The sequence below is a fragment of the Ensifer sp. GW823-FHT05D09 genome (assembly GCF_058795755.1).
The window spans coordinates 615,444-633,612 of record NZ_JBXAIA010000002.1 but is presented as its reverse complement, the minus strand read 5'-3'; the positions used below and the strand labels follow the sequence as shown (position 1 = coordinate 633,612).

Annotated in this window: 17 protein-coding genes; 8 read left to right on the top strand and 9 right to left on the bottom strand. The window is 62.1% G+C overall.

The features are described 5' to 3' along the window. The first annotated feature begins 46 nt into the window (after positions 1-46). A complete protein-coding gene (locus tag AC1Q80_RS08775) occupies positions 47-325 on the top strand; it encodes an SDR family oxidoreductase (RefSeq protein WP_412728397.1) in 279 nt (92 codons plus the stop codon). Positions 326-349: 24 nt separating this feature from the next. Here the strand turns inward: AC1Q80_RS08775 and AC1Q80_RS08770 are convergent, their stop codons facing one another. The 4 genes from AC1Q80_RS08770 to AC1Q80_RS08755 form a co-directional block, all read right to left on the bottom strand. Next, a complete protein-coding gene (locus AC1Q80_RS08770; RefSeq protein WP_077503719.1) occupies positions 350-616 on the bottom strand; it encodes an usg protein in 267 nt (88 codons plus the stop codon). A gap of 175 nt (positions 617-791) precedes the next feature. Then, positions 792-1,622 carry an ABC transporter permease gene (locus tag AC1Q80_RS08765; RefSeq protein ID WP_173420157.1) on the bottom strand — a complete coding sequence of 277 codons (831 nt, stop codon included), beginning with the start codon at positions 1,620-1,622 and terminating at the stop codon, positions 792-794. Further along, positions 1,619-2,422, bottom strand: a complete 804-nt coding sequence (locus AC1Q80_RS08760) for an ABC transporter permease (protein ID WP_209791306.1) — start codon at positions 2,420-2,422, stop codon at positions 1,619-1,621. Before AC1Q80_RS08760 ends, AC1Q80_RS08765 begins: the two co-directional genes overlap by 4 nt. Before the next feature lie 169 nt (positions 2,423-2,591). Then, entirely contained in the window at positions 2,592-3,374 is a 783-nt protein-coding gene (locus AC1Q80_RS08755; protein ID WP_173420155.1) for an ABC transporter substrate-binding protein, read from the bottom strand. 414 nt (positions 3,375-3,788) lie between these two features. On the opposite strand from AC1Q80_RS08755, the gene AC1Q80_RS08750 reads away from it, so the two are divergent. The 3 genes from AC1Q80_RS08750 to AC1Q80_RS08740 all read left to right on the top strand — a co-directional run bounded on the left by AC1Q80_RS08750 (position 3,789) and on the right by AC1Q80_RS08740 (position 8,400). Continuing rightward, positions 3,789-6,158: an OmpA family protein gene (locus AC1Q80_RS08750; RefSeq protein ID WP_492360169.1), complete on the top strand. Its 2,370-nt coding sequence runs from the start codon at positions 3,789-3,791 to the stop codon at positions 6,156-6,158. A gap of 103 nt (positions 6,159-6,261) precedes the next feature. Then, positions 6,262-7,005 carry a polysaccharide deacetylase family protein gene (locus AC1Q80_RS08745; RefSeq protein WP_173420153.1) on the top strand — a complete coding sequence of 248 codons (744 nt, stop codon included), beginning with the start codon at positions 6,262-6,264 and terminating at the stop codon, positions 7,003-7,005. Positions 7,006-7,146: 141 nt separating this feature from the next. Continuing rightward, entirely contained in the window at positions 7,147-8,400 is a 1,254-nt protein-coding gene (locus AC1Q80_RS08740; protein WP_492360168.1) for a tetratricopeptide repeat protein, read from the top strand. Between the two features lie 13 nt (positions 8,401-8,413). Here AC1Q80_RS08740 and mobB read toward each other — a convergent pair whose 3' ends face one another. The 3 genes from mobB to AC1Q80_RS08725 are packed head-to-tail and all read right to left on the bottom strand — an operon-like array spanning position 8,414 to position 10,528. Then, positions 8,414-8,941 carry a molybdopterin-guanine dinucleotide biosynthesis protein B gene (gene mobB, locus AC1Q80_RS08735; RefSeq protein ID WP_492360167.1) on the bottom strand — a complete coding sequence of 176 codons (528 nt, stop codon included), beginning with the start codon at positions 8,939-8,941 and terminating at the stop codon, positions 8,414-8,416. Further along, the gene (gene mobA, locus AC1Q80_RS08730; protein WP_492360166.1) at positions 8,938-9,606 is read right to left on the bottom strand and encodes a molybdenum cofactor guanylyltransferase MobA; all 669 of its coding nucleotides are present in this window, start codon (positions 9,604-9,606) and stop codon (positions 8,938-8,940) included. The genes mobB and mobA overlap by 4 nt, the downstream gene beginning before the upstream one ends. Positions 9,607-9,619: 13 nt before the next feature. Then, positions 9,620-10,528 carry a DMT family transporter gene (locus AC1Q80_RS08725; RefSeq protein WP_492360165.1) on the bottom strand — a complete coding sequence of 303 codons (909 nt, stop codon included), beginning with the start codon at positions 10,526-10,528 and terminating at the stop codon, positions 9,620-9,622. Between the two features lie 453 nt (positions 10,529-10,981). Between AC1Q80_RS08725 and AC1Q80_RS08720 the strand changes: the two genes are divergently transcribed. Continuing rightward, the gene (locus tag AC1Q80_RS08720) at positions 10,982-13,534 is read left to right on the top strand and encodes a methyl-accepting chemotaxis protein (protein WP_492360164.1); all 2,553 of its coding nucleotides are present in this window, start codon (positions 10,982-10,984) and stop codon (positions 13,532-13,534) included. 397 nt (positions 13,535-13,931) lie between these two features. On the opposite strand, the gene moaA is transcribed toward AC1Q80_RS08720, so the two are convergent. After that, positions 13,932-14,981 (bottom strand): GTP 3',8-cyclase MoaA, encoded by a 1,050-nt coding sequence (gene moaA / locus AC1Q80_RS08715; protein WP_492360163.1) that lies wholly within the window; start codon positions 14,979-14,981, stop codon positions 13,932-13,934. Between the two features lie 147 nt (positions 14,982-15,128). Here moaA and AC1Q80_RS08710 point away from each other — a divergent pair, with 147 nt between their 5' ends. After that, on the top strand, positions 15,129-15,503 hold the full coding sequence (locus AC1Q80_RS08710; RefSeq protein ID WP_173420146.1) for a gamma-butyrobetaine hydroxylase family protein: 375 nt from the start codon (positions 15,129-15,131) through the stop codon (positions 15,501-15,503). Positions 15,504-15,764: 261 nt separating this feature from the next. Here AC1Q80_RS08710 and AC1Q80_RS08705 read toward each other — a convergent pair whose 3' ends face one another. After that, complete coding sequence (locus AC1Q80_RS08705) at positions 15,765-16,250, bottom strand: MarR family winged helix-turn-helix transcriptional regulator (protein WP_492360162.1); 486 nt, start codon at positions 16,248-16,250, stop codon at positions 15,765-15,767. Between the two features lie 47 nt (positions 16,251-16,297). On the opposite strand from AC1Q80_RS08705, the gene AC1Q80_RS08700 reads away from it, so the two are divergent. Then, positions 16,298-17,206: an alpha/beta fold hydrolase gene (locus AC1Q80_RS08700; protein WP_492360161.1), complete on the top strand. Its 909-nt coding sequence runs from the start codon at positions 16,298-16,300 to the stop codon at positions 17,204-17,206. Positions 17,207-17,445: 239 nt separating this feature from the next. Further along, entirely contained in the window at positions 17,446-18,054 is a 609-nt protein-coding gene (locus AC1Q80_RS08695) for a pyridoxamine 5'-phosphate oxidase family protein (protein ID WP_209791994.1), read from the top strand. Positions 18,055-18,169: the final 115 nt, after the last annotated feature.

The following is an 18,169-nucleotide window of genomic DNA, read 5'->3' as shown; positions in this document are numbered from 1 at the left end:
TGTGTATCCTTCTTCAGAGTTTGTCGCTTGAGGTTGCTGCTGATGACTGCCCGGGATCGACAGGCTGCCGGAGACGGAAGAACGGCGTAATCGCATTCCTATGAAGCGCCACGGCACGTCGGAAGAGATGGTCGAACCGGTCGCGTTCCTGGCGACCGACCGCGGTGCTTACAGGACCGGCCAGAACACTCGGATCGACGTCGGTATCATGCGCCAGATCTGCTCGCGTCTTCTTCAACAGCACGGCGCCTCGACGACGATGCCCGGGGACGGCGTAAGGCTTCAACTTCGCCGGACCATTTCCCCCAAATCGAATCCTACTTGAGGAATTATGCATTCTTTGGCGGGTTCAGTTGAGAATGAACTCGCCCTTGAGCGCCCGCCATTCGGTGGCCGATATCAGCTTGCGATGCACGTAGCGGACCGAATGCAGTGGACCATCCAGCTTTTCCTGCCAGAACTTCAGGAAGCCGCGCATCTCCGGGAAATCCGGAGCGATGTCGTAGTGCTGCCAGATAAAGGTCTGCAGAAATGTCGGATGATCCGGCATGCGGTAGAGGATCTGGGCCGTGGTCATGCCGTAGCCCTTCAACTGCAGTTCCATTTCGTTCGTCATATGAACCTCACTTCTCGCAAAGGTTGGTCTTTATGATGAAACGCTTGATTTATTAATCAAGTTCTAATATTTGCTTCAACCTGAAACTTTAGGCGTAATAACAAAGGCTTGGCAGCGCTCGATGAAGAGTGCTGCCAAGCCTTTTGTCTCAACTTGGTCTTGTCGAAACGACAGTCTAGCGTTTCAGATGCCGCGTCAGGCGGTTTTCCAGCCAGGCCCAGACATTGCGCAGCAGTTCCACCATCAGGAGATAGAGGATCGCCGCCCAGACATACATCTGGTAATCGAAGGTGCGCGAAAAGGCGCGGCGCGTTTCACCCATCAGATCGAAGACGGTGACGATCGCGACGATGGCCGAGCCCTTGATCATCAGGATGATCTCGTTGCCATAGGGGCGCAACGCCACGATCATCGCCTGCGGCAGGATGATCTTGTAGAAGGCGACGCGCTCCGGCAGACCGAGGGCGGCAGCACCCTCGCGCTGGCCGCGCGGCACACTCTCGATCGAGCCGCGCAGGATTTCCGCCTGGTAGGCTGCGGTGTTCAGTGTGAAGGTGAAGAGCGCGCAGTTCCAGGCTTCACGGAAGAACCACCAGAGGCCGACCGATTCGAGTTGCGGGCGGAAACTGCCGAGCCCGTAATAGATCAGGAACAACTGGGCGATCAGCGGCGTGCCGCGGAAGAAGTAGACGTAGGCGTAGGCAAGCCAGGACCAGATCTTGTTCTTCGACATGCGACCGAGCGCGATCGGCAGCGAAAGGATGGCGCCGAGCACGACCGAGCAGGCGACCAGCATCAGGGTGACGCCAAGGCCCGACAGGAAGCTCGGACCGTATTTGGCGAACTTCGCCGGGTCCCAGCCGTTGACGACGGTCAGGAATATGCCGACGCCGAGGGCCAGCCAGATGCCGAGCGTCACGCTGCCGACAAAGCGTGCAAGCGTATAGGCTTTGGGCGGCGCCGGTGGCGGAGCCTGCGGCGGGATCATCGTCTCGACGAAGCTCATCGGCCCATCTCCGCACGCTTGGTCCAGCGTTCAAGGTTCGAGAATACGATTGACGAAACCATGGCCAGAAGGAGGAAGAGGACGCAGGCCATGCCGAAGAACTCGAAGGCCTGCTTGGTGACGCGGGCGGCGATACCGGTCTGGCGCAGAATATCGGGCAGGCCGACGACCGAGACGAGCGCCGTGTCTTTCAGCAGCGCCATCCAGAGATTGCCGAGGCCTGGCAGGGCGATGCGCACGAGCTGCGGCAGGATGATCAGCCGCATGGTGCGGCCGCGATGCAGGCCGAGCGCAGCACCGGCCTCGTACTGGCCATGCGGGATCGCCTTGAAAGCCGACAGCAGAACCTCGGAGCAATAGGCGGAGAAGACCACGCCCAGCGCGATCATGCCGGCGAAGAAGGCATTGATCTCGACGGGACCGTCGTAACCGAACGATGCCAGGAGCTGCTGCACCAGAATCTGCAGACCGTAATAGACGATGAACAGCGTCAAGAGCTCCGGCAAGCCGCGGAATATGGTGGTGTAGATGTTCGATGCGAGGCGAACGGTGCGCTCTTCCGACTGCTTGCCGAGCGCGACGAAGAAGCCGATCAAAAGACCGACCGGCAAGGTTGCGATGGCAAGGCTTGCGGTGACAACGAAGCCGTAGGCGATCTCGTCGCCCCAGCCTGCGTCGCCGCAGGCGAGAAGCGTACCGGATGCAAACCAGCGAAAAACGCCGACTGGGCCGCAAAATGGATCCACGATGGAGCCGATCCAGGCTAGGATCGAATAGAAGCCGGCAAATAACCCGCTCATGTCAGAGAATTCCCCTTTGCGCTGTTCTTATGAAAATGGATCGCGCTTATGTTTTAGGTTCTTGTCAAACAAAAACGGCGGAAGGGCAAGCCATCCGCCGTTGCATTTTTTTCATCAACCAACGTTTTTCCGGCATGATTCACTAGGAAAACAGGCCGGAAGCCGTCGATCAGCTGCCATAAACGTCGAACGGGAAGTACTTTTCGTTGATTTCCTTGTACTTGCCGTTGGCGCGGATGGCTTCGATCGCCTTGTTGAACTTCTCGCGCAGAGCGTCGTCGCCCTTGCGCACGGCAATGCCAGCGCCTTCGCCGTTGATGACCGGGTCGACCGGCAGCGTACCGAGCAGCTTGCAGCAGGCGCCGTCAGCCGACTTCAGCCACTCCGAAAGCACGACGACGTCGTCGATCACGGCATCGACGCGACCGTTGACGATGTCGAGCTTGTATTCTTCAGCCGTCGGATAGAGCTTGATTTCCGCTTCCTTCATATGCGCTTCGGCATAGTTGGAGTGGGTGGTCGAGCCCTGGGCGCCGAGCGTCTTGCCGGCAAGGGCTGCCTCGGTTGCTTCGGTGATCGGCGAATCCTTCGGCACCACGATCGCCGGCGGCGTGTTGTAGTACTTGTTGGTGAAGTCGACCTTTTCCTTGCGCTCGGCGGTGATCGACATGGACGCGATGATGGCGTCGAACTTCTTGGCGATCAGTGCCGGAATGATGCCGTCCCAGTCCTGCGTCACGAACGTGCATTCGACCTTCATCTCGACGCATAGCGCCTTGGCAATGTCGACGTCGAAGCCGGTCAGCGTGCCGTCAGCCGCAAGGTTGTTGAAGGGCGGGTAGGCGCCTTCCGTGCCGATAACGACCTTTTCGCCATCTGCCATGGCAGATCCAGCCATGAGCACGAAAACGGCAGCCGATGCGGCGGCTGCCAGCCGTCTGGAAATACGCATGATAGTCCTCTCTGTTGGCCGACATCCGGTTTCTTGTTCTTCACGGATGCCTATCTTGACCGGGGCGCTTGCCACCGGTTGGGGCGATATTCGTACTGTTTTCCGGCAAAAATCAACTGGAAAGCGACGGCGCCCACCGGGAAAAGAAATTCGACCGGAGATTGCATCGGCCATGCTCGCCGCGAACATGAACGCCGCGTTCAGCAGCGGTTAATCTTGCTTTGGCTAGGCCTATTGCGGGAACCGATCACAGGTTCGGGCGTTGCGTTGGCGGCTCTTGAAGCGGGCAACACAAAAAAGCCGGAACCTTGGAACAAAGCCCTTGAGAATTCACGCCTGTCTCTGTTGCCGAACCGGCTGTCCGATGGGTAACAGTGGCGGGTAAGGGACCTCCCAGGACGAGGAAGGAAGACAATGTCGATTCGATCCAGACTATTCGCGACCGTGGCGCTGCCGGTGCTCTCGGTGTCGCTTGCGGTGCAACCAGCCCTTGCCGACAGCCTGATGAAGCCGTTCGAGGTGGCGCAGGAAGGGAGTGGCCAGCCGTCCGAGGAAGAGCTGCTTCTGCAGCAGCGCCAGGCCGAAGAGCAGCAACGCGCAGCCGAAGAACAACAGCGAGCCGCAGAGGAGCAGCAGCGCGCGGCGGAAGCCGAAGCGCAGCGCCAGCAGCAGGAGCAGCAGGCGGCCGAACAGCAGAGGGCTGCCGAAGAAGAGGCTGCCCGCCAGGCGGCCGAGCAGCAGAAGGCCGCCGAGCAGGAGGCCGCTCGCCAGGCAGCCGAACAGGAGAAGGCCGCGGAAGCCCAGCGGGCGGCGGAAGAGGAGGCCGCGCGCCAGCAACAGGAGCAGCAAGCGGCTGAGCAGCAGAAGGCTGCTGAAGAAGAGGCAGCGCGTCAGGCCGCCGAACAGGAAAAGGCCGCGGAAGCCCAGAAGGCCGCTGAAGCAGAGGCCCAGAAGGCTGCCGACGAAGAGGCAGCCCGTCAGGCCGCCGAACAGCAGAAGGCTGCTGAAGACGAGGCTGCACGCCAGGCCGCCGAGCAGGAGAAGGCCGCTGAAGCCCAGAAGGCAGCTGAAGGCGAAGCTCAGCAGAAGGCCGCAGACGAGCAGAAGGCTGCAGAAGACGAAGCCGCCCGCCAGGCCGCCGAACAGCAGAAGGCTGCCGAAGCAGAGGCCGCACGCCAGGCTGAGGAAGCCAAGAAGGCTCAGACTGGCGAATGCGTCGTCCCGGAAGGCCAGGACGCATCGACCGCTTGCCCGCCGGCTGGTGGAGAAGCAACGACCGGCCAGCAGCCGGCAACGGAAGGTCAGAATGCCGGCGAACAGCCTGCTGTGACCGAGGAACAGAAGGCAGGCGAACAGCCACCGGCAACCGACGGCCAGAATGCCGTGGCACCGGCTGTCGAACCGCAGACCGGCGAACCGCAGACGGGCGAGGGCCAGCCGGTTCCGGGCGCCGAGCAGCCGGCGACGGCTGAACAGCAGCCTGAGGTCCAGCCCGTCCCGGAAATCGTCGAGACCCGGACCGAGGAAGAAAAGCAGAAGATTGCCGACGATCCGGCAGCGAGCGACGAAACCGTCGTCCTTCCGGTTGAAAACGGTGCAGCCGTTCTCGACAGCGACAAGGACGCCGACAATGCCGGCGGCAATAAGTCGCGCGAAGACCGCCAGAAGCTGCGCGAAGAACTGCGCGCGCAGGAGGAAGCCGTGCCGGCGCCGACCGATGACGCTTCTTCCCAAGCGCAGATGCCGGCCGAAATCCAGGCAGACCTGCCGCAGAAGATCGAGGCGAACCTGGCCGAGAAGGGTACACGCGTCGAGGAAGTGCCGGTATTCGCCGTTCCCGAGACGACCAACATCGTCAACAACACCATCATCAACAACACGGTGATTAACAACAACACGACGGTCAACAACGTCACGAACAACATCACCAATGTTGAAGTGGTGCAGGAGATCGACAACCGGATCATCCTCGGCGTCGGCGACCAGATCTTCGTTCGCGGCGACGACCGCCCGCGCCTTCGTCGCGATGCGGAAGAAACCTTCTACGACCAGCTTCCGCGCGGCCGCACCCGCGAGACCATCGTTCGTCCCGGTGGCTACCGGATCGTGACGATCTACAACCGCTATGGCGACATCCTGCAGCGTTCGCGCGTCGATCGTGATGGCAACGAGTACCTGATGATCTACGCGCCCGAGCGTGACGAAGGTCCGCGTCCGGCGATCATCGACGTCGGCTACGAGCTGCCGCCGATGCGCCTGCGCATCCCGGTTCGCGAATACATCGCCGATGTCTCCGAGGACCCGGGCCGCGACTACTACGACTTCCTGGCCGAGCCGCCGGTGGAGCGCGTCGAGCGTGTCTATTCGATCGACGAGGTCCGTCACTCCGCGCGTCTGCGCGACAAGGTCCGCCGCATCGACCTCGACACCATCACCTTCCCGACGGGCAGCGCTGAAGTGTCGATGTCTCAGGCCAAGACCATGCGCGGCGTCGCAGCTGCCATGGAAAAGGTGCTGGCCAAGGATCCGGGCGAAACCTTCTTTATCGAAGGTCACACGGATGCTGTCGGCTCCGACCGGTCGAACCTGGTGCTTTCGGACCAGCGCGCCGAATCGGTTGCCTCGTTGCTCACCGAGGTCTACGGCATTCCTGCCGAAAACCTGGTGACCCAGGGCTATGGCGAGCGCTTCCTCAAGGTTCGCACAGAGGCCGCCGAACAGCAGAACCGCCGCGTGACCATCCGCCGCGTCACGCCGCTCGTTCGCCCGGTCGCCCAGCGCTAACAGGTTCGAGCCTGGCTCGAGCGTCTGCTTAGAATATGCGAAACCCGCCTTTCAAAGGGCGGGTTTCTGCCGTTTCATTCCGAGACTTCTTTCCAGGATTGCCATGAAAACCACTGCTCTGCTCCTTGCCTCCTTTGTCCTGTTCGCCCCGGCCGCCCATGCGGCACCGGCTCTCGTCGAGCCCGACCTGCGGCTTCCGAGCAATCCTGCCGGCAAGGATCAACCGCCGCGCGTGGCGTTGACGCTCGATGCCTGCAGTGGCGCAACGGACATGCGCATCCTCGGCACGCTGATCGAAAACCGCATCCCGGCGACGATCTTCGTGACGGCGCGGTGGCTGAAGCGCAACGGGTTGGTGGTCGAGGTGATGAAGGCGCATCCGGATCTCTTCGAAATCGAGGATCACGGCGCCATGCACGTGCCGCCAATCGACATCAAGGTTTCCGTCTATGGGCTGGCGGCTGCCGGTTCGAGTGCTGCCGTTGCCGCCGAGGTCGAAGGTGGTGCGGCGGCGATCAAGGCGCATGGCCTTGCGGCGCCGCGCTGGTTCCGCGGCGCAACGGCGAAATACACCCACACCTCGATGAGCCAGATCCGCGAGATGGGTTACCGCATTGCAGGCTATTCGGTAAACGGCGACGGCGGTTCGCTGCTGGGCGCGGCGATGGCCGAGAAGCGCATCCGCAATGCCCGGGACGGCGACGTGATCATCGCCCATATCAACCAGCCGACACATGCGGCCGGCGCCGGCGTCGCGCGCGGCATTCTCGACCTGAAGGCGAAGGGCTACAACTTCGTGCGCCTCGATGACATTCCCGACGAGATGACGGTCGGCGCCACCAACTGACGCTGCTCGACTTTTGGGGTTGCTTCAAGCGGTAGACCAGGTCTTGCACGCTCCCTTTCCTGTTTCGGGTTGAAACCCGTGGCGAATCAACTTTTCGTTGTTTAGCTTCCGAGGCGGATTGATCCGTCTCCGGAGGAACGAATGAAACGCACCGTCTTCGGCCTGATTGCTGCCCTTGCATTCAGCGTGGTTGCGCCCTTGGCGTCGGCGGAAACGACCAGCGCCGTCGCCGAGTTAGAAAAGGATCGGACGTTGGCGGACGAAGGGGATGTCGAGGCGCAGTTTCGGCTCGGTTCACGTTACGAGAAGGGAGAGGCTGTCCCGATTGACGTGATGAAAGCCATTGGCTGGTACCGACGGGCGGCCGACAATGGCAGCACCAAGGCGCAGGTCAATCTCGGCGGGATCTACATGAAAGGCGCTGCCGGCGTCAGACGAAACTATGCCGAGGCAAAGCGCTGGTATTCCATGGCGGCAGAACGCGGCACGGCATTCGCTCAGTACAATCTTGGCCTCCTCTACGAACAAGGATTGGGGGTCGGGAAGGATGAGGCACAGGCGCTGCAATATTACCTTCTGGCGGCTGAGCAGGGCGACGATAAGGCTCAGTACAATCTCGCGGTTCTTTATCGGGACGGTCGTGGCACGAAGCGTGACAATGCAGACTCGGTTCGCTGGTCATTGAAGGCAGCGGAGCAGGGTTATGCGCCCGCAATGTACAATCTCGGCATTGTCCACCTTGGTCTCACCGGAGCGCCCAGGAACGAGGCTGAGGCATACCGCTGGACATTGAAGGCGGCCCAGCTCGGCCATGATGGCGCGCAGTTCAATCTTGGCATGATGTATGACAGGGGGGCCGGAGCCGCTCCTGATCCGCTGGAAGCCATGCGCTGGTATTTGCGCTCTGCGGAAGCGGGCAATCTTGAGGCCCAGGTCGTGGTCGGCCTGCGCTACATGGATGGCCGGGCGGGTCGCGTCGACACTGAAAGAGGCATGCTTTGGCTTCGCGCCGCTGCCGACAAGGGGGATGCCGTCGCCCAGTTCAACCTGTCGCTGATCTACGGCAGAGGTATGGGTGTTCCGCGCAACGAGGTCGAGGCGATGCACTGGCTTCGTTCGGCAGCCGAAGGGGCGAATGCCTCGGCACAGTACAATCTCGGCTTTGCCTATTACAGCGGACGGGGTGTCGGCAAGGACGATGCCAAGGCCGTCTCGTGGTTCCGCCGGGCTGCGGAGCAGGGGCATGCGCGTTCACAGTACAATCTCGCGCTGCTGTATGAGCGAGGCGAGGGCGTTGCCAAGGATGATGTTGCGGCGACCGAATGGTATCGCAAGGCGGCAGCCCAAGGGATCCCGGAGGCGCAACAGTATCTCGACGCACTGCCGAAGAAGTGACGCGATCGACGCGTCAGGGCGTGCTGCTCTTTCGCGTCAGGCCCGTGATCTGCTCGACAAAATCGGCAATCGCATCGGTATCATCGAGATCGAAGACCGCAAGCTTCGTATCTGTGACCGTATGGTCGGCGGCAATGGCGCAGATGTGCGGGTCAATCGGCGCCAAGGGCTCGCGGTTCGCCGATTCCAGCCGACGCGCCTCGATCTTGGGGATCGGCTCGCGCTTGTAGCCTTCGACCAGAACGAGGTCGCAAGGCGCGAGTCGGGCGATGATCTCCTCGAAGCTCGGCTCGGGCGCACCGCGCAGCTCATGCATGATCGCAAAGCGCGTACCGGAAACGATAGTGACTTCGTGGGCGCCTGCTTCCCGATGGCGAAAACTGTCGGCTCCGACCTTGTCGATGTCGAAATCATGATGGGCGTGCTTGACGGTCGAGACGACGTATCCACGCGCCGTCAACTCGGTGACAAGGCGGACCATCAGGCCGGTTTTTCCCGAGTTCTTCCAGCCAGCTATTCCGAAGATTTTCGTTCCGGTCATGCGGCACTCTCTCCAAGGATATGCAGCCACTCTTCGGCCTGCTTGAGGTCATCAGGCGTGTTGATGTTGAAGAACGGGTCGAACATGCCGCCGGCCGTGTCTGTCATCGGGAAATCGACCGTGACGTTCGGGTGCCGCTCGATGAAGGCGCGCACGCGGCGTTTCGGATCGGTGGTCAGCCAGCTCTCGAGATCGTCGGCGAGCGCGGCCGGCCAGAGCGCAAAGAGCGGATGCAGGGCGCCGTTGGATGCTGCCACGGCAATCTGGCCATGCGCGGTCATCGCCATCGTCAGTCGCCGGCTGAGGTCTGGCGGAAAGAACGGCGTATCCGTCGGCACGACGAGAACATGACTTGCCGCTGGCGTCGTTGCGGCTGTGTGGCGCATGGCGGCCAGGACGCCGGCAAGCGGACCGAGAAAGCCGGCGACGGTATCTCCGATCACCGGCTGGCCGTCGATCGTCGCCTGGCCGTCGGCGTCGTTGAGATTGACTGCGATACCTTCGGCCTGGGGCTCAAGCCTTGCGATGATCCGCGCGAGCATCGTTTGTCCGCCGAGATGCAGCGCCGATTTCGGCTGCCCCATGCGGCGGGATAGCCCGCCGGCAAGGACGACGGCTGGCCATGCGTGACGTGTGTGCCCTTGCGTCTCGTCTTGTGGCTTCACGGTCCGATCACTCCTATTCGAGCGGTCCCGTCACCGCGATCTGGGCAACAGGATTTTTGCCACGCCTGCTCTCGCGATAGAAGGTGTAGAGGCCCGAGCCGACGATGACCGCGACACCCAACAGCATCCATGCATCGGGCTTTTCCGAGAAGAAGAAAATCCCGATCGTGATCGCAAACAGCAGGCTGGTATAGCGGAAGGGCGCGATGACCGAGATATCGCCGCCCCGCATGGCAAGCACGATCGTTTGGTACCCGACCATCAACAGCAGGCTGGCGGCGGCGACGTGGGTCAACGTGGTTGACGACATCGATTGCCAGCCGCCGAGCGGCACGATCAGTGCGGCGCCGACCAGGGTCGTCACCAGCGCCGTCGTCACGGTGATATAGAGCGAAGGGATGTCGTGGTCGATGCGGCGGGTACAGAGGTCGCGTGTCGCGGTGCAGAAGACGCAGGCGACAACCGTGAGCGCGGCCGGCGTAAAACCTTCAGGTCCGGGGCGGAGCACGATCAGCACGCCAATGAAACCGACGAAGATGGCGGTCCAGCGCCGCCAGCCAACGGGCTCGCCGAGAAATACTGCGGCACCGAGCGTGACGGCCAGTGGCAACGCCTGCATGATGGCCGAGGCATTGGCGAGCGGAATCTGGCCGAGGGCGGAAATATAGGTGATGGAGGCCAGTGCCTCCATGACGATGCGCAGGATGATGACCGGCTTCATGATGGTACGAAACGGCCGAAATGCGCGGAAATGCCGGGCGATCACGATCACCATGAGCGTGGTCAACAGCCCGCGCACGAACATGATCTGGCCGACATTCATCGCTCCGGTCACCGATTTCACCAGGGCGTCGTTGCAGGAAAAGGCGATCATCGCCAAACACATAAAGACGATGCCACGGAAATTGCTGGAGGATTGCATGCTGGCTGTCCTGCGGCGCCGGATCGGGCTGGGGCCTGAGGCGGATGGGGAAGGCGAATCCGTTGCCGGATGTCGCATACCGTTTAAGCATCGGCCGTCATTTTGTGCAAACACCAAGCGGCCAACGGGCGTTTTTTCTTCCATCGCAAGTAGAACGGTGTCCTGCCGGTCAGTTCAGGCCGATCGAAGACTGTGTCAGCCTGGAAAGCAGGGCTATTAGGCGCCGCTTCTATTCGCGGAATCTTAAGTTTCGCTGCCTATCGTCCCGAACATTCCGCTTCCAATCGCATGATGCGATCGGTGGATGGCGCGCGCCGGAACCCTGGTAGCGCGCCATTCAAGGGGTGTCGGTCGGGGCCTGGGAGGCGCTTGTGCCGAGACTTCACACCATGCTTCCAATAAGAGAAGCCACCGCGCGGACATGTTTCTCATAAGAATAATCTGGGGTCCGCAATGTCTTTCATCGATCGTCTGCTGCAGCGACTGCGTATTGTCACCAAAGTCCTGCTCTTCGTGGTTCCGCTTGTGGTGCTGATCGCGGGTATCGGCCTTGTCGGCTTTTTCACCGCGCGAACGCTCAACGGCCATATGACCGTGACGCGGGAAACCATCAACAATCTCTCGGATTTCCAGGCGCTGCGCGGTGCGCTGCAGGGCTTTGCCGATCAACCGAGCGAAGAGACGAGGGCCGCGCTGAGTGCACAGGTCGACGAGCAGGAAGCGGGCGTCCGCGCGCTCGACGGCCTTTTGACGCGCGAGGCGGACAAATCGGAGATCGCCTCGGTGCTTTCGCTCGGTGACGCGATGCGCGCCCAGACCGACAAGCTGTGGTCGATCAAGGTCGAGCAGGATCAGGTAACGGCGTCGCTCGAGGCGGCGCTCACCGAAATGACGGCGCAGGGCAACAGCGCCTACAAGCAGATCGACATCATCCGCAAGGAATCGGGCGAGAAGGAAGCCTTCGCCAAGGCGCTGCTGTTCGATGCCGCGGCCTATCAGGGCGTTGCCGAGCGCATCAAGAAGTTCCGCCTGCCGGTGACGATGGCGGCCAGTGCCGATGCCAAGATCGACCAGGCCGGCAAGTTGCTGCCGCATCTGATCAAACAGATCGGGGAGGCTGAGACGATCGCTTCGGAAAAGGTTCAAAAGCCGATTGCAGAATTGAAGGAGCAGGCGCTCAAGGTTCAGGCGATCCTTGCCGGCGCTGAAGACAGTGAAACAAAGAAGAACGCGCTGGTGCCGATCCTCAGCAAATTCTCGAAATACGAAGCCGATTTCGGCAAGGAAGCTGCCAAGAACTCTGACACGGCTGCCAAGCGCTTCGTCGGCATGGATAGCGAGATCTCCCAGCTGAAGACGCTGATCGCGCTGATGGGCGACACCTTCAAGGCTCTCGACAGCACCCGGCTGCACATCAGCGAGCTGCACCGCAAGCTTGACGCGGAAAGTCGTGACCTGGTGATGGCCGACATTCAGGCCGTTCGCGACAGCGCGGGCAAATTGTCCGAGCTCGGCGGCAAGAATGCAGCACTTCGCGACCTGCCGGCCAAGCTCAAGCCTTCGCTCGACAATATCGACACGGGCACGGCGGCCCTGATCGACGTCGGCGGGCGCTGGCAGGAAGCCAAGGCTGCCGCCTCGACGCTGGTGGCCGGCGCGAGCGCGACACTCGAAAGCTTTGTCAGCAGCGCCCAAGAGGTCGGCAAGGCAGACAGCCAGCGTTCGGCCGACATGTCAATCGTGGCGATGGTAGCGGGCACGCTGCTTGCCATCATCGGCGGCCTGATGCTGGTCGAAACGCTGCGCGGCCCCTTGAAGCGCGTGACGGAGACGATGACACGGTTGGCCAATGGCGACCTCGACGTGGCGATCGAAGGCCGCAATCGCGGCGACGAGATCGGCGACATGGTGCGCTCGGTTGCGGTGTTCCGCGACAACGCGGTCGAAAACGTCCGGCTGGGACGCGAGGCGGAAGCCGCCCGCACGCTTTCTGCAGAGGAGGAAGCCCGCCGGGCCGAGGAGCGCGCGCGGATCGAAGCCGAACAGATGCAGGCGCTGAACGCACTTTCTGACGTGCTGGCAGAGCTTGCCGCCGGCAATCTCGAAGAAGGCATGGCGGAGGACCTGCCGGCCGACTACGTGATCATGGCGCGCACCTACAACAATGCTGTCGAGGCGCTGCGCGCCACGCTCAGCGATGTCAGGATGGTGACCGGCGAGATCACCGGTGGCACCAGCAACCTCTCGGCCTCGGCCGACGACCTGGCACGGCGCACGGAACAGCAGGCGGCAGCTCTCGAGGAAAGCTCACGTGCGCTTCGCCAACTGACCGAGATCGTCCGCTCGACCGCCGACAGCGCCCGCAAGACCACGGTTTCTGTCGACGAGACCAATTCCTATGCCAAGCATTCCGGCCAGGTGGTCGCCAAGGCGATCGACGCGATGGCGGAAATCAACCGTTCGTCGGAGAAGATCAGCACGATCATCAGCGTCATCGACGAGATCGCCTTCCAGACCAACCTCTTGGCGCTCAACGCCGGCGTCGAGGCAGCGCGGGCCGGCGATGCGGGCCGCGGCTTTGCCGTCGTCGCACAGGAAGTGCGGGAACTTGCCCAGCGCTGCGCCGGGGCTGCGCGCGAGATCAAGGGGCTGATCTCCGAAAGCTCGGCGCAGGTCAGAAGTGGTGTGGCGCTGGTGAAGGAAACCGGCGACGCGCTTGCCGTCATCAACGACCACATCGGCACCATCCACCAGCTCGTCAGCAACATCGAGGCTGCGGCTGCCGACCAGTATACCGGTCTCAACGAGGTCAACTCGGCGGTGCACGAGGTCGAGCTGATCACCCAGCAGAACGCGGCGATGGTGGAGGAAAACACCGCCGAGATCCACGGCCTGCGCCGGCAGGTCGAGGCGCTCAACGAAAAGATCGAGCGTTTCAAGACTGGCACGTCGATGGTTCGCGGCCAGGGGCATGGGCGTGGTTACGGGGCACACTACGCAGCTTGAGGGACGCCTCCGGCGTGCGATGTGCCTGCCGGTTGCCCCTCACCCTAACCCTCTCCCCGCCCGCGGGGAGAGGGGACGTGCCACGCGATGGGTTTCGTGTGACCTTGGGCCATTCTACCCATCACATGGCCTCTTACGACGCGCTATTCGCGCTTGACCGACGTCTCAACTCCTTGCCATCAGGGCTCAGGGCTCAGGGCTCAGGGCTCAGGGCTCAGGGCTCAGGGCTCAGGGCTCAGGGCTCAGGGCTCAGGGCTCAGGGCTCAGGGCTCAGGGCTCAGGGTGGAGCGCTGCCACACGCGTCCTTCGCCCCGCTGGCGGGGAGAAGGTGCCGGCAGGCGGATGAGGGGCGGACCACGCACTGATGAATATTGGCTCGCTCGACCGCCAGTGACGCTCAGCCGCCAGTGACGCTCATGTGGCGGGCAACGGCCGGGCGGTTGTGCTCGCGGTCGATGATGAAATCGTGGCCCTTGGGCTTGCGGCCGATGGCTTCGTCGATCACCTGGCCGAGATAGGCGTCGTCATCCGAGGCGCGAAGTGCTGTGCGCAGGTCGGCGGCGTCGTTCTGGCCGAGGCACATGTAGAGCGTGCCAGTGCAGGTCAGTCGGACGCGGTTGCAGCTTTCGCAGAAGTTATGGGTCATCGGCGTGATCAGCCCGAGCCGGCCGCCGGTCTCGGCAACCTCGACATAGCGGGCAGGTCCACCTGTCTTGTAGGCAATGTCGGAGAGCGTGAACTGCTCTTCGAGCTGCCGGCGCATCTCCGACAGCGGCATGTAGTGATCGGTCCGATCCTCCTCGATCTCGCCCATCGGCATGGTTTCGATCAGGGTCAGGTCCATGTCTCGCCCATGCGCCCAGCGCATCAGATCGGGAATCTCCGCGTCGTTGAAGCCCTTGAGCGCGACGGCGTTGATCTTGACCTTGATACCGGCGGCTTGCGCAGCGTCGATACCTTCGATGACCTTGCCGAGATCGCCCCAGCGGGTGATCTGGTGGAATTTGGCAGCATCGAGCGTGTCGAGCGAGACGTTGATGCGGCGTACACCGCATTCGGCCAGTTCGGCGGCGTGTTTGGCGAGCTGCGAACCATTGGTCGTTAGCGTCAGCTCATCAAGCCGCCCGGCTTCGATCTCGCGGCCGAGTTCGCGCACCAGAAACATGATGTTCTTGCGCACCAGCGGCTCGCCGCCGGTCAGGCGCAGCTTGCGCACGCCCTTGCCAATGAAGGCGGAACAGAGCCGGTGAAGCTCTTCCAGCGTCAGCAGGTCCTTCTTCGGCAGGAAGGTCATGTGTTCCGCCATGCAGTAGGTGCAGCGGAAATCACAGCGGTCGGTGACGGATACGCGCAGATAGGTGATCGCCCGGCCGAACGGATCGATCATCGGGGCGCTTCTGTCGACGAGCGCCTTAGCGCCGCTATTCACTATCGCTGCAGTGTTCACGCGTCTTTCTCCCAGCTCCTTCAATGTCGTCAGCAAACGTGGTCGCGTCAAGGCGCATCCTGTCGCAAAGTGTTGATTGGAAAAGCCGGGTAATTCTCGGCAGGCGATTCTTCCGATAAGCGTTGCTTGAAAACAGGAGCAGACACCATGAGCGACATCTGGCCGACGGAACTGCGCGTATCGAAAGATCGCCATCGCCTTGTCGTCGCCTTCAACGACGGCGCATCCTTCGATCTTTCGGCGGAGATGCTGCGCGTGCTTTCGCCGTCTGCCGAGGTGCAGGGCCACGGGCCGGGCCAGCGGGTGACCGTGCCCGGCAAGCGAAATGTGCAGATCATTTCGATGCAGCCGACAGGAAACTATGCCGTGCGCATCGGCTTCGATGATTTCCACGACACAGGCATCTTTACCTGGACCTACCTGCGCGAACTGGGCGAGAAGGGCGAAGAGCTTTTTGCCGTCTATGAACAGGAGCTGGCCGACAAGGGCATGTCGCGCGACAAGACCGAAAAGCCGCGCTGAACCTTTTCCAAAGGGGACTGTCTGTTGACTACCGGTGAGGTCGCCGTACCGCTGTTCGAGCGCGTCTCTTCGGCGCGCAGGTGTTGAACGTTCTGGGCGAGATGCCGAGACCGCAGCGGATGTGATCGAAGCGTTCCGCGACCTCGATAAGGAGCGGTTCGCGCTCGAAACCATCGGCGGCATCTATACCGAGCGGCAGCTGATTCGCGGAAGCGCGTGAGGCACAGGAAGGCTCACCCGGTTGACCAGCCCGGTCGGGCGTCAGGCGATTTCGCTATCGTGCTTCAGGAGAAGGGTGATCAGTCGCTCCATGGATTGTGCCACAACCATGCACTCCTCGAGCGGCGCGTCCTCCATCAGTTTTCCGATGAGGCCGGTCTGAACCTCCATCGCCTCTTCGGTCAGCGTGCGCCCTGATGGCGTCAGCGACAGTCGCAGCACTCGCTTGTCCTTGTCGTCGCCGCGGCGCTCGATCAGGCCGCGCTTTTCCAGCTGCGGCAGCAGCATGCTCATGTTCGACCGCCCCACCAGCAGCTTGCGGGCAAGCTCCTGCTGCGAGATCCCGTCGAAGCGATAGAGGTTGATCAGGATGTCGAGGTGCGGCGTCTTGATGTCGAGATGCGCGAGCGAGCGCGTCATCGTCTGCTGCATCAGCTGACAGGCGCGGGCAACGGCAATCCAGCTGCGAAAACGCGGGTGGTCCCAAGGGAAATGATGCTGTTCGTTCGTCACTTGATTTTTGTTCATCGTTGTACAATAATGTTCAGCATTGAACATATTAAGAGATTCTCACTATGGCATCCTTTGCGATCAAGGTCATCCGCCATGCGCTTGCCGGCGTGTCGGCCATTTCACCGGCGGCCGCCGGCCGGCTGGCCTTCAAGCTTTTCACCGTGACGCCCGGGCGCAAACCGAAGAACGCCAAGGAACGCGCGGCACTGGCGGCTGCGGCTCCCGTGATTGCCAAGGGTAAGCCGGTGACGCTGTCCTATGCTGGTGGGTGGGTGATGGCCCGGCATTTCGTTGGTCCGCGCAATGCCGCCAATGCCAAGCGCGTGCTGCTTGTCCACGGCTGGGGATCGCGTAGCGACTATCTCGCCGCCATGATCGAGGGGCTGGTTGCCGGTGGCGCCGAAGTGGTGACGCTCGACTGGCCGGGGCACGGCGCGTCGCCGGGGCGCACGCTGACGATGGTTGCAGCGGTCAGGGCGATCGACGCCGCCTGGCGTCATTTTGGCGGGTTTGATGTGAGCGTCGGCCATTCCTTTGGCGGCGGCAGCCTGGCTTGCGCGGCGGGGGGCGTCGTCTGCGACGTGCCCAGCCATGTGGCAAAGAAGCTAGTCCTCATCGGTGCGCCGAGCGAGATGACGTGGCTTTTCAAGGGCTTTGGCAAAATTCTTCGCCTGTCGCCGAAGACGCAGCAAGCGTTTGAAGGCGTCGTCGAGCGCTTGGCCGGGCGTCGGCTGGAGGATTTCGATGCGGCCAAGATCCTTGCAGTCAGGGCCGTGCCGACCTTGATCATCCATGCGGAAGACGACAAGGAGGTTTCGGCCGACCATGCCCGCCGTTATGCGGCGGCCGGGCCCAATGTCGAACTTCACTGGGCAAACGGCTATGGCCATCGCCGTATCGTCTCCGCAGCGCCCGTCATCGACAAGGTCAATGCGTTCGTCCATGGCGAGGATCGAAAGGCCGCGGCCTGAGGCCACCTTGCCGGTCAAGGCGGAACGCGTCGCGTCACGCCGCTCCTGGGCGGGTCAGCTTCTGCCGGTCGCTTTGACGTCGTCATACGCTTGTCATGCTATCCGTCGAAAGGATCGCTTCGATCCGCAGCGTCGGGCGCTTTTTAGTGGCGCAAGGCTTGCTGCTGCTATTGGATTGACGGCATGATTCCGTGCATCGATTTCGACGTGCGGATATCGTGCATTAGCGGGAGGACGGCATGTCGATCATCACCACGGTCGAGGAATTGAGCGCGCTTTACGGCGGTGTCAGCGAGGCATCGGTGGCAAAGGTCACCAAGGCGCTGACCGCGGAATACCGGCAGATGATCGAGGCTTCGCCTTTTGCCGCCCTTGCCACGGTCGGCCCCGAAGGGCTCGACTGTTCTCCGCGCGGTGACGACGATTGTGTCGTCAGGATCGCTGACGACAAAACGATCCTGATGCCCGACTGGCGCGGCAACAACCGCGTCGATTCGCTTGCCAACATCGTGCGCGATCCACGTGTCGCGCTGATGTTCCTGGTGCCCGGATCCAATACCACCATGCGGATCAATGGCACCGCCGCGGTCAGCATCGATCCGGCACTGACAGGTTCCTTCGAGGTGGATGGCAAGAACCCGCGCAGCGTGATCGTCGTCACCATCGGTGAGGTCTATTTCCAGTGTGCTCGCGCGTTGATGCGGTCGCAGATCTGGAACCCTGAACGCTTCATCGATCCCGCCACGCTTCCAACGCCCGGCGCACTGCTGAAGGCCGCCAAGGCGGATTTCGACCGGGAAACCTATGATCGCGAATGGCCGGAGCGCGCCGCCAAGACCATGTGGTAGGCTGGACCGGTCGGCAGTGCATTTCCGTGCGTGGTCTTCGGCCGGATCGGGAGTGCCGGGAGATGGGGACGTGATGCGACGTGGTTCTCTGTGCACCTGTCTGAGGGTAGCGACC

What these genes read in the sequence shown, in the direction of transcription:
- AC1Q80_RS08770 (WP_077503719.1), bottom strand. Translation starts at nt 616, where the DNA reads ATGACGAACGAAATGGAACTGCAGTTGAAGGGCTACGGCATGACCACG.
- AC1Q80_RS08765 (WP_173420157.1), bottom strand. Translation starts at nt 1,622, where the DNA reads ATGAGCTTCGTCGAGACGATGATCCCGCCGCAGGCTCCGCCACCGGCG.
- AC1Q80_RS08760 (WP_209791306.1), bottom strand. Translation starts at nt 2,422, where the DNA reads ATGAGCGGGTTATTTGCCGGCTTCTATTCGATCCTAGCCTGGATCGGC.
- AC1Q80_RS08755 (WP_173420155.1), bottom strand. Translation starts at nt 3,374, where the DNA reads ATGCGTATTTCCAGACGGCTGGCAGCCGCCGCATCGGCTGCCGTTTTC.
- AC1Q80_RS08750 (WP_492360169.1), top strand. Translation starts at nt 3,789, where the DNA reads ATGTCGATTCGATCCAGACTATTCGCGACCGTGGCGCTGCCGGTGCTC.
- AC1Q80_RS08745 (WP_173420153.1), top strand. Translation starts at nt 6,262, where the DNA reads ATGAAAACCACTGCTCTGCTCCTTGCCTCCTTTGTCCTGTTCGCCCCG.
- AC1Q80_RS08740 (WP_492360168.1), top strand. Translation starts at nt 7,147, where the DNA reads ATGAAACGCACCGTCTTCGGCCTGATTGCTGCCCTTGCATTCAGCGTG.
- mobB (WP_492360167.1), bottom strand. Translation starts at nt 8,941, where the DNA reads ATGACCGGAACGAAAATCTTCGGAATAGCTGGCTGGAAGAACTCGGGA.
- AC1Q80_RS08725 (WP_492360165.1), bottom strand. Translation starts at nt 10,528, where the DNA reads ATGCAATCCTCCAGCAATTTCCGTGGCATCGTCTTTATGTGTTTGGCG.
- AC1Q80_RS08720 (WP_492360164.1), top strand. Translation starts at nt 10,982, where the DNA reads ATGTCTTTCATCGATCGTCTGCTGCAGCGACTGCGTATTGTCACCAAA.
- AC1Q80_RS08710 (WP_173420146.1), top strand. Translation starts at nt 15,129, where the DNA reads ATGAGCGACATCTGGCCGACGGAACTGCGCGTATCGAAAGATCGCCAT.
- AC1Q80_RS08705 (WP_492360162.1), bottom strand. Translation starts at nt 16,250, where the DNA reads ATGAACAAAAATCAAGTGACGAACGAACAGCATCATTTCCCTTGGGAC.
- AC1Q80_RS08700 (WP_492360161.1), top strand. Translation starts at nt 16,298, where the DNA reads ATGGCATCCTTTGCGATCAAGGTCATCCGCCATGCGCTTGCCGGCGTG.
- AC1Q80_RS08695 (WP_209791994.1), top strand. Translation starts at nt 17,446, where the DNA reads ATGTCGATCATCACCACGGTCGAGGAATTGAGCGCGCTTTACGGCGGT.